Consider the following 13,003-nt stretch of genomic DNA (forward strand, 5'->3'; position numbering starts at 1 on the left):
GTCATTCTCCCAGCGGCGGCATATTGTGGCCGAGCAGCGTCAGCACATCGGCCGCGCATTCGACGACATTGCTGCCGGGACCATAAATGCCCTGCACCCCTGCATCGCGTAGATAGTCATAATCCTGCGGCGGGATGACTCCGCCCGCGATCACCTTGATGTCGCTCCGCCCATTTTCGCGCAGGCGGTTGATCAGTTCGGGGATCAGCGTCTTGTGTCCGGCGGCCAGGCTCGACGCGCCGACAATGTCTACGCTTTCGGTCAGCGCGAGCACCACGGTTTCTTCGGGGGTCTGGAACAGCGGGCCCGACACCACGTCAAAGCCCATGTCGGTAAAGGCCGATGCAATCACATTGGCGCCGCGATCATGGCCATCCTGCCCCATCTTGGCGACGAGCAATTTCGGCTTACGTCCCAGACGGCGTTCGACGGCGGCGACGCCCTCCAGCACCTGCGTGTAGCGCGCATCGCCATCATAGGCCGCGCCATACACGCCTTTGACCGGCGTGGGTGTCGTTCCATAGCGACCAAAGGCCGCCTCCATAGCATCCGAAATCTCGCCCAGCGAGGCGCGGTGGCGGGCGGCCTCGACTGCCAGTTCGAGCAGATTGCCTTTGCCCTTGGCACCTTCGGCCAGGGCCGCCAGCGCCGCGCGGCATTTCGCCTCGTCGCGGGTTTCGCGCATCTTCTTCAGGCGCGCAATCTGGCCTTCGCGCACAGCGTGGTTATCGACCTCCAGCGTTTCGAGCTGGTCTTCGCTCGCTAGCCGGTATTTGTTGACGCCGACGATGACGTCGTCACCCTTATCGACGCGCGCCTGACGGGCGGCAGCAGCTTCCTCGATCATCGCCTTGGGCCAGCCAGCGGCCACGGCCTTTGCCATGCCGCCTTCGTTCTCGACGCGCTCGATAATCTCCCACGCCTTGTCGACCAGTTCCTGCGTCAGCGCCTCAATGTAGTAAGAGCCACCCAACGGATCGACGACATTGCACATGCCGGTTTCTTCCTGAATCACGATCTGCGTGTTGCGCGCGATGCGGGCGGAAAAATCGGTGGGCAGCGCAATGGCCTCGTCGAGCGCGTTGGTGTGGAGCGACTGGGTACCGCCCAACATCGCCGCCATCGCCTCGATCGTGGTGCGGATGACGTTGTTATAGGGGTCCTGTTCCTGCAACGAAACGCCGCTGGTCTGGCAATGGGTGCGCAACATCTTGCTGCGTTCATCCTGCGCTCCCAGTTTGGTCATCACCCGGTGCCACAGCACGCGCGCAGCGCGCAGCTTGGCGACTTCCATGAAGAAGTTCATGCCGATAGCGAAAAAGAAGCTCAGGCGCCCGGCGAATTTGTCGATGTCCAGCCCGCTGGCTACGCCATATTTCACATATTCCATGCCGTCGGCGATGGTGAAGGCCAGCTCCTGCACCTGCGTCGCCCCGGCTTCCTGCATGTGATAGCCGGAAATCGAGATGCTGTTGAACTTGGGCATGTTCGCCGAGGTGTAGGCAAAAATGTCCGACACGATCCGCATCGATGGCTCGGGCGGGTAGATATAGGTGTTGCGGACCATGAACTCCTTGAGGATGTCGTTCTGGATGGTGCCATCGAGTTGGGCTTGGGCGACGCCCTGCTCCTCGCCCGCAACAATGAAGAACGCGAGGATCGGGATGACCGCGCCGTTCATCGTCATCGACACAGACATCTGATCAAGCGGGATGCCGTCGAAGAGGATTTTCATATCTTCGACGCTGTCGATGGCGACCCCCGCCTTGCCGACATCGCCAACGACGCGCGGGTGGTCGCTGTCATAGCCGCGATGCGTGGCAAGATCGAAGGCGACGCTCAGCCCCTTTTGCCCGGCGGCCAAGTTGCGGCGGTAGAAAGCGTTCGATTCCTCGGCGGTTGAGAAACCAGCATATTGGCGGATCGTCCAAGGTCGCCCCGCATACATTGACGCGCGAACGCCACGGGTAAACGGCGCGAAGCCGGGAAGACCCGGATCGCCCGCATCGTCCGCGGTATAGAGCGGCTTCACAGCGATGCCCTCTGGCGTGTGCCAGGTCAGGTCCTTGCCCTTGACCTCTTTGTCGGCTGCTTTTTTCCAGTCGTCGATATTCGCCATTTCACCCTTATCCCCCTCTCCCGATGGGAGAGGATACGAAAACTTGCCAGCTCGCTGGCTAGTTGGAGTTGGTGAGGGGGTGTGCCCTGTCGATAGAGCAAATCCCCTCACCCAGCTTCGACTAGCAAGCAAGCTTGCAAGTCTGCGCTACCCTCTCCCGCAAGGGGAGAGGGGAAAATCACCGCCCTTTGAACTCCGCCTTGCGCTTTTGGATGAAGGCGAGGCCTCCCTCCATTGCATCGGCGCTGGCACCCGCAATGCGTTGCCCTTCGGCCTCAGCGAGCAGGACTTGCGACAGCGTGCCGTCGAGTGCTGTCTGGATGTTGGACTTCATCGTCGAATAGGAAACGGTCGGCCCTTGCGACAGCTTCGTCGCCAGCGCCAGTGCTTCGTCCATCAGCGTCGCGTCATCGACTGCTTTGTAGATCAGGCCCCAATCCTCGGCCTGCTCCGCACCGATTTTTTCGCCGAGCATCATCATGCGCGTGGCGCGGGCACGGCCGATGGCACGGGCGAGCAACCAGGTCGATCCGCCGTCGGGTACAAGGCCGATATTGACGAAGGCCTGCAGGAAATAGGCGCTCTTGGCGGCGATCACGAAATCACCCGCCAGAGCGATTGAGCAGCCCACACCCGCAGCAGCACCGTTGACCGCTGTGATGACGGGCACCGGGCAGCGCAGGATCTGCGTGACCAGCGGGTTGTAGTAATTTTGCAGCGCACGATGGCTGCCGCCCTTTTGCTGGATAGCGCTCGCTTCACCGCGCGCGGCAAGATCCGCGCCCGAGCAAAAGCCCTTGCCCGCGCCGGTGATCAGCACGGCGCGCGCACCATCGAGATCGTAAAAGGCAGCGCCCAATTCTTCGGCCAGCGGGATCGAGGCTGCGTTCAGCCGTTCGGGGCGGTTTAGCGTGATGACCAATACGTCGCCTTTGCGCTCGGTCAGGATGGTTTCGTAGGTCATTGTCTCTCCGTTTCCTCTCTCGATTTCTTTAGCCCCTCCCCTTCAGGGGAGGGGGTGGTGTCTGTCAGCGTTGCGAAAGGCCAAAAGACCCCACCCCGCTGCGACTAGGGCTTGCTAGCGCAATCCCAAGTCTCACTGCCCCTCCCCTAAAGAGGAGGGGGGAATTGCATCAATGCGCCTCCGTCGGCGTTTCCATAATTTCGGTCAGCACCCCGCCCATGTCGCGCGGATGCACAAAGAAGATCAGCGTGCCATGCGCGCCGATGCGCGGCTCGCCCAGCACGCGTTTGCCCAGTTCCTCAAATTCGGCCTTGGCGACGTGGATATCCGGCACTTCGTAACACATATGGTGCTGCCCACCGGCGGGGTTCTTCTCAAGGAAGCCTGCGATGCTGGTGTTGCCGGGCAGCGGTTCGACCAGTTCAATCTGCGTGCCGTTCAGCGCGCCGTCTGCGCCGGGCGTATCGACAAAGCAGACCTTCACGCCCTGTTCGGGCAGGTCGAACGGCACATGGATCTTCGTAGCGCCCATTACGTCGCGGTAAAAGACGATGCTGTCCGCGATGGAAGGCGTTGCGACGCCGATATGGTTGAGACGGCCTAATTTCATTTTTTACCCCACTACCAACATGGCGACGCCTAAGGCCAATCCACCGATCGTTTCTGAAGTCGCAACCATATTGAATCCCTCTCTATCTTTGTCGCGATACACTCTATCTCTATCGCCCTTTTCAGTCGGATCTTCATAGGTATTTGGACCAATATACCATGAACCTATATCGAACCGCGCGAAGAGGTTTAGCAAAGTCATCCCGATGATGAAGGCACCACCTATCTGTAATCCACTCATGATCTAGTCACATCACAACGGAATATTGTCATGCTTCTTCCAGGGATTCTCCAACTGCTTGTTGCGCAGTTTGCGAAGCCCCAGTGCTATCCGGCGCCGCGTTGAATGCGGGTGGATGACCTCGTCGATAAAGCCCTTGCTCGCCGCGACGAAGGGGTTGGCGAAGCGGTCTTCATATTCCTTGGTGCGCTCGGCGATCTTTTCGGGATCGCCAATGTCGCTGCGGAAGATGATTTCCACCGCACCCTTCGCGCCCATCACCGCGATTTCTGCGGTGGGCCAGGCATAGTTCAAATCGCCGCGCAGGTGCTTTGAAGCCATCACGTCATACGCGCCGCCATAGGCCTTGCGGGTGATGACGGTGATCTTGGGTACGGTCGCTTCGGCATAGGCGAAGAGCAGCTTTGCGCCATGCTTGATGATGCCATTATATTCCTGCGCCGTGCCGGGCAGGAAGCCGGGCACATCGACAAAGGTGATGATCGGGATTTCAAAGGCGTCGCAGAAACGGACGAAGCGCCCTGCCTTGCGGCTGCTGTTGATATCGAGCACGCCCGCCAGCACCATCGGCTGATTGGCAACGATACCGACAGTGCGGCCCTCCACACGACCAAAGCCGATCAGGATATTGCCCGCATGGTTCGGCTGCACTTCAAAGAATTCGCCTTCGTCGACCGTTTTGCGGATCAACTCCTTCATATCGTAGGGCTGGTTCGCATTGGGCGGGATCAGCGAGTCGAGGCTATGCTCAATCCGGTCCCACGGATCATTGGTCGGCCGCTCGGGTACACCGCTGCGGTTATTCTCGGGCAGGTAATCGAAGAAATCGCGCACCGCGAGCAGCGCCTCGATGTCATTTTCAAACGCATTGTCGGCGACGCCTGATTTGGTGGTGTGTGTGGTCGCGCCGCCCAATTCTTCCTGCGTGACAACTTCGTTGGTCACCGTCTTCACCACATCGGGGCCGGTGACGAACATATAGCTGCTGTCTTTCACCATGAAGATGAAGTCGGTCATCGCCGGTGAATAGACCGCGCCGCCCGCGCACGGCCCCATGATCAGGCTGATCTGCGGGATAACGCCCGAGGCGAGCGTATTGCGTTGGAACACCTCGGCATAGCCACCAAGCGAAGCCACGCCCTCTTGAATACGCGCGCCGCCACTGTCGTTCAGGCCGATGACGGGCGCGCCGACCTTCATCGCCATATCCATCACCTTGCACATCTTCTGTGCAAAGCGTTCGGACAGCGAGCCGCCGAAGACGGTGAAATCCTGGCTGAAGACATAGACAAGGCGGCCGTTGATCGTGCCGCTGCCAGTGACCACGCCATCGCCGGGGATCTTTTGCTCCTCCATGCCGAAATCGGTGCAGTTATGTTCGACATACATGTCGATCTCTTCAAAACTGCCTTCGTCGAGCAATATATCCAGCCGCTCGCGCGCCGTCAGGCGGCCCTTGGCGTGCTGCGCATCGATACGCTTTTGCCCACCACCCAGCATAGCTTGCGCGCGGCGCTTCTCCATTTCGGCGATATTTGCGGACATTTACACCCCTTCGCAAAATGACAAGCCTGCTGTCTGGCGCTGCAAAAGGCGATTGTCCAATGTGAAATTGCAAAGTTGCAAAGTTATAGTTTGCAAATTATGGATGCGGAATGTCCAAGCGCCGTATCTTTGCCGGAGAGCGACTTCGCAATTTGCGAATTTCTCACGCCTTAAAGCAAGCGGAGATGGCTGAACGGCTTGGCATTTCGGTCTCCTACCTCTCACAGATCGAGCATGATGATCGTCCGCTGACCCCTGCCCTGCTGCAAATATTGGCACGCGACTTCCCGCTCGACTGGGATGTCGATGAAGAAGATTCCGCCACCCGCCGCGCCGCCGCGCTGAAAGAGGCTGCAGCAGACCCGTTGTTCGCTAGTCCGCTATCGCCCGAACAGCTGGCGCGTATTGCCGAGCAGCAACCTGCGCTTGCCGACCAGTTTGTCGCACTGCATCAGGCCTATCTCCATGCCGGACAGCGACTGCAGATTGTCGATGAAGCCTTGTCCAGTGACAATGCCGGTGGCTCGCGTCTGCCGTGGGAGGAAGTGCGCGACTGGTTCCACAATTCGGGCAATTATGTCGATATCCTAGACCGCGCCGCAGAAGCGCTGGGCGACAAATTGCGCGGTGCTCAACTGACGCCCGCCATTGAGGGACTAGAGCTTTACCTGCGCAACGCGCTCTCCATCTCGCTGCTCTATTCGCACAATGCCGGGCTACGCGATTTCGACCCGCAAATGGGGCATCTGGTCATCGACCAAAGCCAGCCCGCCGAAAGTCGCCGGTTCCAGCTTGCCCACCAACTGGCGGCGATGGCTTTGCGCGACGAAATCAGCCAGGTCGTGGAGGCGGCCAAGCTGCGCACCCCCGCCTCGCGCCAATTGCTATCTATCGGCCTCGCCAATTATGCCGCAGGCGCGATCCTGATGCCCTATCGGCGCTTTCGTGAAGAGGCGCGTGCGGTGCGGCATGACATTGACCGGCTGTGCCAATCCTTCAACGTCAGCTTTGAGCAAGCGTGCCACCGGCTCTCGACGCTGCAACGCCCCAATGCCCGTGGCGTGCCCTTCTTCTTCTGCCGCGTCGACATGGCGGGCAACATCACCAAGCGGCACAGCGCCACCCGTCTGCAATTCGCGCGATTTGGCGGGGCCTGCCCTTTATGGATCGTGCATGAAGCGGTCGCCATTCCCGACCGTATCCTTGTCCAGCTCGCCGAGACACCCGACGGAGTGCGCTATGTCTCGATGGCCAAGGGATTGGTGAAACCATCGGGCAGCTACGACCGCGCCCCGCGCCGCTACGCCGTCGCCTTAGGCTGCGAAATCGACTATGCACGCGAATTTATCTATGCTGATGGACTGGATCTGACCGGGCGCAATGCCACGCCCATCGGCATAAGTTGCCGGCTTTGCCCACGCCCTGACTGTGATCAGCGCGCCTTTCCACCGAGCGACCGCGAAATCATCGTCGACCCGGACCGGCGAAATGTGGTGCCTTACCGGATACAATAAAACCGAAGCTCTGAGCCTGTCGACGGGCGCTTTTCTTCTGGGCGTGCTTCGACAGGTTCAGCACCACGGTTTAAAGCTCTACCTCACTAAGCCTTTACCAGGCCCAGACGGATCATATCGCGTGCAGTATCGAGGATGCTTTCCTTCGGATCGCGCGTTTGCCAGCCGAGCACATCCTTGGCATGTTGCGCCGAAGTGTCACGGACATTGTCGAGCTCGCCAACAACCTGACGTATAACCGGATCGAACAGCGCAGACAGCCGGACTAGAAAATTGGGCAATCCACGGGTGGGCACTTTCTTCCCGTCCGCGCCAAGGCCCTCTTTCATGATCGCCGCAACCTCACGCATCCAAAGGAAGGGCCCTGCAGCCACGAAACGCTCGCCTGCCAAATTGGGTGCGTTGAGGCACCGGACATGCAAATCGGCGACATCGCGCACATCGACCACCGAAAAACCGAGATTGGGAATGCCGGGCATTGATCCGTCGAGCAATTTCTTGATCGCCTCAAGCGAAGTCGAAAAATCTGCGGCCAGCAATGGGCCGAGAACCAGCGAGGGATTGACGGTCACATATTCCATCTCGGGTGCATTGGTCGCCACCCAGTCGCGCGCCGCGCGCTCAGCGATAGTCTTGGACTTCACATAGGCATAGGCGTCCGGGCTATCTACATTGGTCCAATCCGCTTCGCTGAAATGCTGTTTGCCCTTGCCATGACCATAGGCGATCGCCGCGACCGACGATGTCATGACAAAGCGCTTGATACCTGCCGCATGGGCAAAACGCAGCGCGCGCAAGGCGCCTTCGCGCGCAGGAACGATCAGCTCATCATCACTCTTGGGTGCGTTTGATGGCAGCGGAGAGGCGACATGCGCGACATGGCTGCATCCGGCCATTGCTTCGGCCCAGCCATCATCGCTTATCAGGTCCGCTGCAAAGAATTTGAGCTTGCTGTTGTCAACATTCAGCCAGCCCCGCACTTCGGCTTCACGGCCCAGATTGCGGATGCTGGTGTTGACCGTCCAGCCCTCGGCGATCAACTGCCGGATAAGGAAGCCTGCGATATAGCCACTTCCACCTGATACAAAAACCCGTCCTGTCATCTGCCTTCTCCTGTTGGTGGAGAAGTAGCAGACAGGTGGCAGTTCGCAACCAGACTTATTTCATCAAGACGAGCTCTTCGGCCATGCTGGGATGCAGTGCGACGGTATCGTCAAACGCCTGTTTGGTCAGCCCCGCCTTCACCGCAATCGCCGCCGCCTGCAGAATTTCCGCACTGTCCGGCCCGATCAGATGCAGGCCCACAACCTTGTCCGTCGCGCCGTCGACAACCATCTTGTAGAGCGCACGGTCGTTCCGCCCGGCGAGGACATTTTTCATCGCGCGGAAATCGCTCTTATAGACTTTGACGTCACTGAGTTTGGCGCGTGCTTCCTCCTCAGTCATCCCAACGCCCGAAATAGGCGGGTTGGCAAAGACAGCAGTTGGGATTGTGCCATAGTCAATCGTGCGTGGGTTGTTGCCGAACACGGTGTCGGCAAAAGCGTGGCCTTCGCGGATGGCTACCGGGGTCAATTGCACGCGGTTGGTGACATCGCCGACCGCATAGATGCCCAGCACATTGGTGCGGTTATATTCATCCACGACGACGGCCCCGTCCTTATCGAGCGCAACGCCAACGGCTTCGAGCCCCAGACCCTTGGTCTTGGGAACGCGCCCAATCGCGAACAGTAGCAGATCGGTTTCCACATCGGTGCCGTCGCCACTCTCCACCAAAAGCGAACCGTCCGCCTGTTTGCGGATGGCAGGGCATTTGAAGTCGAAACGGATGTCGATGCCCTTTTCGCGGCTGATCCCGATCAGTTTCTCGACGATTTCCTGATCATAGCTGCGCAGCATCTTGTCACCGCGCGTCACCAGAGTCACCTCGACACCGAGTTCGTTGAAGATTCCGGCAAATTCGTTGGCGATGTAGCCAGCACCTGCAATCACTGCGCGCTTGGGCAGGTTTTCGAGGTGGAATACTTCGTTCGAAGTGATGCCATATTCCGCGCCCGGGATATCGGGTATCGAAGGCCACGCCCCGGTCGCAATCAGGATATTGGCGGCACTGATCTCTTTGCCATCGGCGAGCCGTATCAGGTTCGGGCCCGCGATGACCGCACGTTGGTGGTAAATCTCCACCTTTGCTCCGCCCAGCGTCTGGCCATAAAGCCCTTCAAGCCGGTCAACCTCGGCCGCGACATTGTCGCGCAGGACTTTCCAGTCAAATGTCGCACCTTCGGTGTTCCAGCCAAAACGCTGCGCATCGGCCAGATCCTCAGCAAAGTGAGAGCCATAAACGAGCAGCTTCTTCGGCACACAGCCGCGGATCACACAGGTGCCGCCAACGCGAAACTCTTCGGCGACCGCCACGCGTGCACCGTGCGACGATGCTATGCGCGCCGCCCGAACCCCGCCGGAGCCTGCACCGATGACAAACAGGTCAAAATCAAAAACCATATCTCATTCCTTTGCATGCCAAATGGCGATGCCTTGGCCGAAATGCCAATCGAAAATGCTGTTCAGCGTTAAAGCCCGGATTGTTACAAGCCAGCAGCTGCAATCAACGCGCTGGTGGACGGATCAAATCCTACGGCGCCATTTTCCGCTATTCCGCGCGCGATTTCTTTGCCCAGTTCCACCCCGAACTGATCGAACGGATTGATACCCAGCAACACCGCATTGGCAAAGGTGCGATGCTCGTAAAAAGCAATCAATGCACCCACGGCAGAAGGCGTGATGTCATCCATCAGGATCGTCGTCGAAGGACGGTCGCCGGCATAGCTACGCGCCTTGTCCGCGCTGTCGCGTCCGCGCATCAACGCTGCACCCTGCGCAAAGCAGTTGATCAGCAATGTTTCGTGATGGGCAGGATCGAAATCATGACCCGGCGCCTTGCTAGCGATGAATTCGACCGGAATCGTGTGCGTGCCCTGATGCAGCAACTGGAACACGGCGTGCTGCGCGTCGGTCCCTACCCCGCCCCAGGTCACCGGTGCACTCACACGCCCCAGCAGTGCTCCGTGGGCAGTGACCGACTTGCCATTTGATTCCATCTCGAGTTGCTGGAGATAGTCGGGCAACAACCGCAGTCGCTCGTCATAGGCAAAAACCGCGCGCGTCTGGCACTTGCGAACCTGCGCATAATAAAGATCGACGAAAGCCGCCATCACCGGAGCATTCGCCTCCAACGGTGCTGACCGGAAATGGCGGTCCATTTCGGCGGCACCCTCCAGCAACTCCTCAAATGCTCCCCAGCCTAAGGCAGCGGCAACAGGAAAGCCGATAGAGCACCAAAGCGAATAGCGCCCGCCCACGCTCTCTGCGAATGGCAGAATACGGCTTTGGTCGACTCCCCATTCCATCGCCTTTTCTGGTGCAGCGGTCAGCGCGATCACTTGGCCATAAGGGTCTTCCACTCCGCCGTCGTGCAGCCATTCGAGCGCGCTTTCAGCGTTCATCAGCGTTTCGGTGGTGGTGAAAGTCTTTGAGGCGACAGCCACAAGCGTCGCCTTCGGATCCATATCCTTGACTGCCTCGGCCAATGCGGTGGCGTCGACATTCGAAACGACCTTTGTATCAAAGCGCAGCCCATCACGGCCGAGCGCATCGATCAGCAGTTTCGGTCCCAACGCCGAACCGCCAATGCCGATCTGCAAGATATGCTTGATCTCTCCAAACGCCCCTGCCTCGATCATGTCGATCAAGCCCCGCATCCGGTTTTGCAACGCTTTGGCCTGCGCGACGTCATCGGCAGAGCCATTTCCGCGTTCGGCAACATGCGTGGCTGCACGGCCTTCGGTCGGGTTGACCACGGCACCGGTAAACAGCTTTTCCCGCGCGCCATCAAGGTCCATCGCTTTCGCCAGTTCGGCAAATGCCGCAAGCAGACCGGCATCAAGGTGCGTCTTCGAAAAATCGAAACGCAGACCCGATTGCGAAATTGTCATTCCATCGACACGATGGACATCCTCATCGAAAAGAGTTCCCAGCGTCTTCGCAGGCGTGTTTTCAATTGCGGCCCAAATATTGGCAGTCATGGCGTTTCCTTGGCAGCGAGAATCTCGGCACTGGCCAATAGCGCGGACGCTCATTAGAAGGCCAGAGCCGTATGGCACCTAAACCATGAAATCGAATGTCGGGGCATCGCAATTGACTGAAACCACCCAAATCGAAACGGCCGGTGTTGAAAAGAGCAGCGCTTCCGAATGGCGCGAATATGGATTGTTCCTGCTGAAACTGGCGGCGATCGTCCTGATATTCCGCAGCTTCGTCTTCGCACCGTTCAACATTCCCTCTGAATCGATGCACCCGCGCCTGCTGATCGGCGACTATCTACTGGTGTCGAAATGGCCCTATGGTATTTCGCGCTACAGCCTGCCCTTTTCACCACCTTTGTTCGAAGGACGGATTTTCGATAACCCGCCCGAACGCGGCGACGTCGTAGTGGTGCACGCACCGGGCGATGCCAATGTCGACTATATAAAGCGCGTGATCGGTCTGCCGGGCGACGTCATCCAGATGCAAGCCGGAATATTGGAGATTAACGGCAAGCCTGTGAAAAAGGTTCGCGTCGGCGATTTCGTTACGCCTGTCACGCAAGGCATGCGCGATGCAGCCGCATTGGAAGGCACTGAATATCCTTGCTGGAAGCCACAATATGAGGAGCCCGCCAAGGGTGGCGGGACGCAATGTCGATATCCGCAATATCGTGAGACATTGCCCGAGGGCAAAAGCTACCTGTCGCTCGATATCGAACCATACCAAAAAGGCGACGACACCGAAGCCAAGATAGTGCCTGAAGGCCAATTGCTGTTGATGGGGGACAATCGAGATCGAAGTGCCGATAGTCGCTATCCGGCAGATGGCGTGTGGATCGGGTTGGTGCCGACCGAAAATCTGGTCGGACGGGCGCAATTTGTAGTCTTCTCGACTGATGGCTCGGCGCGCTGGCTATTGCCCTGGACATGGTTCTCGGCTGCCCGCTGGGACCGTGTCGGCAAAGGTTTCTGACCTTGTCCGATCTTTCAAACTGGCTCGAAGAAGTAATCGGAGCCACGCCCACTGACCTGAAGCTGTTTGAACAAGCATTGACCCATGGCAGCACGGGGGAAGCGCACTACCAGCGGCTTGAGTTCCTGGGTGACCGCGTGCTGGGGCTGGTATCCGCATCAATGTTGTTCCAGCGCTTCCCGGACGAACCCGAAGGAAGGCTTTCGCATCGGCTGAATGCGCTTGTTTCAGGTGCCACATGCGCTGAGGTAGCTCGTAAAATCGGTTTGCAGGCGCATATGCGGCTCGGCAAGCAGGCACGCGATGATGGCGCGAAGGAAAGTGACTATGTGCTGGGGGATATGGTCGAGGCGCTGATTGGCGCCATTTACATCGATCTCGGCCTCGATCGGGCGCGCAGCTTTATCGAACGCTTTTGGCGACCCTTGCTTGAATCCGCAAAGGCAGCGCCCAAGCATCCCAAATCGGCGCTGCAGGAATGGAGTGCCGCGCATAATCGCAAGGTGCCGGTTTATGAGGTGACCTCGAGAGAAGGTCCGCCGCACGCGATGCGTTTTGAAGTGACGGTTACCGTCAAGGGATTCGATCCGGTATCAGCCACCGCCAACAGCAAACAGGCCGCCGAAACCGCTGCCGCAAAAGCATTTCTGGAGAAACACACATGAGCAAGCGCTGCGGCCATGTCGCCGTTATCGGCGCGCCCAATGCGGGTAAATCGACTTTGGTCAACGCGCTGGTCGGGCAAAAGGTGGCAATTGTCAGCCCGAAGGCCCAGACCACGCGCACCCGCCTGATGGGTATTGCGATTGAAGGTGATGCGCAGATCATTTTGGTCGACACGCCGGGTATTTTCGCGCCCAACCGACGGCTCGACCGTGCGATGGTCGCGGCTGCATGGGAAGGTGCATCAGATGCCGACCTGATCCTGGCTGTCGTCGATGGGCGGGCGGGTGCAG

At 58.9% G+C, this 13,003-nt stretch carries 12 protein-coding genes; 4 read left to right on the forward strand and 8 right to left on the reverse strand.

Features of this window, described 5'->3' with window-relative positions:
• Position 1: 1 nt before the first annotated feature.
• The 5 genes from scpA to ABL922_RS09770 all read right to left on the reverse strand — a co-directional run bounded on the left by scpA (position 2) and on the right by ABL922_RS09770 (position 5,478).
• The gene (gene scpA / locus ABL922_RS09750; protein ID WP_349024022.1) at positions 2–2,119 is read right to left on the reverse strand and encodes a methylmalonyl-CoA mutase; all 2,118 of its coding nucleotides are present in this window, start codon (positions 2,117–2,119) and stop codon (positions 2–4) included.
• 178 nt (positions 2,120–2,297) lie between these two features.
• Positions 2,298–3,083, reverse strand: coding sequence for an enoyl-CoA hydratase-related protein (locus ABL922_RS09755; protein WP_349024023.1), 786 nt, complete (start codon positions 3,081–3,083; stop codon positions 2,298–2,300).
• Between the two features lie 169 nt (positions 3,084–3,252).
• Positions 3,253–3,693, reverse strand: coding sequence for a methylmalonyl-CoA epimerase (gene mce / locus ABL922_RS09760; protein ID WP_349024024.1), 441 nt, complete (start codon positions 3,691–3,693; stop codon positions 3,253–3,255).
• 3 nt (positions 3,694–3,696) lie between these two features.
• On the reverse strand, positions 3,697–3,933 hold the full coding sequence (locus tag ABL922_RS09765) for a hypothetical protein (protein WP_349024025.1): 237 nt from the start codon (positions 3,931–3,933) through the stop codon (positions 3,697–3,699).
• 12 nt (positions 3,934–3,945) lie between these two features.
• Entirely contained in the window at positions 3,946–5,478 is a 1,533-nt protein-coding gene (locus ABL922_RS09770; RefSeq protein ID WP_349024026.1) for an acyl-CoA carboxylase subunit beta, read from the reverse strand.
• A gap of 110 nt (positions 5,479–5,588) precedes the next feature.
• Here ABL922_RS09770 and ABL922_RS09775 point away from each other — a divergent pair, with 110 nt between their 5' ends.
• Entirely contained in the window at positions 5,589–6,992 is a 1,404-nt protein-coding gene (locus tag ABL922_RS09775; RefSeq protein WP_349024027.1) for a short-chain fatty acyl-CoA regulator family protein, read from the forward strand.
• 86 nt (positions 6,993–7,078) lie between these two features.
• Here ABL922_RS09775 and ABL922_RS09780 read toward each other — a convergent pair whose 3' ends face one another.
• The 3 genes from ABL922_RS09780 to pgi all read right to left on the reverse strand — a co-directional run bounded on the left by ABL922_RS09780 (position 7,079) and on the right by pgi (position 11,074).
• Positions 7,079–8,095: an aldehyde reductase gene (locus ABL922_RS09780; protein ID WP_349024028.1), complete on the reverse strand. Its 1,017-nt coding sequence runs from the start codon at positions 8,093–8,095 to the stop codon at positions 7,079–7,081.
• A 55-nt stretch (positions 8,096–8,150) separates the two neighbouring features.
• Positions 8,151–9,494: a glutathione-disulfide reductase gene (gene gorA / locus ABL922_RS09785; protein ID WP_349024029.1), complete on the reverse strand. Its 1,344-nt coding sequence runs from the start codon at positions 9,492–9,494 to the stop codon at positions 8,151–8,153.
• 83 nt (positions 9,495–9,577) lie between these two features.
• Complete coding sequence (gene pgi / locus ABL922_RS09790; RefSeq protein WP_349024030.1) at positions 9,578–11,074, reverse strand: glucose-6-phosphate isomerase; 1,497 nt, start codon at positions 11,072–11,074, stop codon at positions 9,578–9,580.
• An 85-nt stretch (positions 11,075–11,159) separates the two neighbouring features.
• Here pgi and lepB point away from each other — a divergent pair, with 85 nt between their 5' ends.
• From lepB to ABL922_RS09805, 3 genes are all read left to right on the forward strand, one after another.
• Positions 11,160–12,047 (forward strand): signal peptidase I, encoded by an 888-nt coding sequence (gene lepB / locus ABL922_RS09795; protein WP_349024031.1) that lies wholly within the window; start codon positions 11,160–11,162, stop codon positions 12,045–12,047.
• The gene (gene rnc, locus ABL922_RS09800; protein ID WP_349024033.1) at positions 12,044–12,712 is read left to right on the forward strand and encodes a ribonuclease III; all 669 of its coding nucleotides are present in this window, start codon (positions 12,044–12,046) and stop codon (positions 12,710–12,712) included. The genes lepB and rnc overlap by 4 nt, the downstream gene beginning before the upstream one ends.
• Positions 12,709–13,003, forward strand: a 295-nt coding sequence (locus ABL922_RS09805) for a GTPase (RefSeq protein WP_349024032.1), incomplete at its 3' end; no start/stop codon positions are given. The genes rnc and ABL922_RS09805, both read left to right, overlap by 4 nt.

The sequence above is a fragment of the Sphingorhabdus sp. genome (assembly GCF_040079335.1).
Taxonomy (GTDB): domain Bacteria; phylum Pseudomonadota; class Alphaproteobacteria; order Sphingomonadales; family Sphingomonadaceae; genus Sphingorhabdus_B.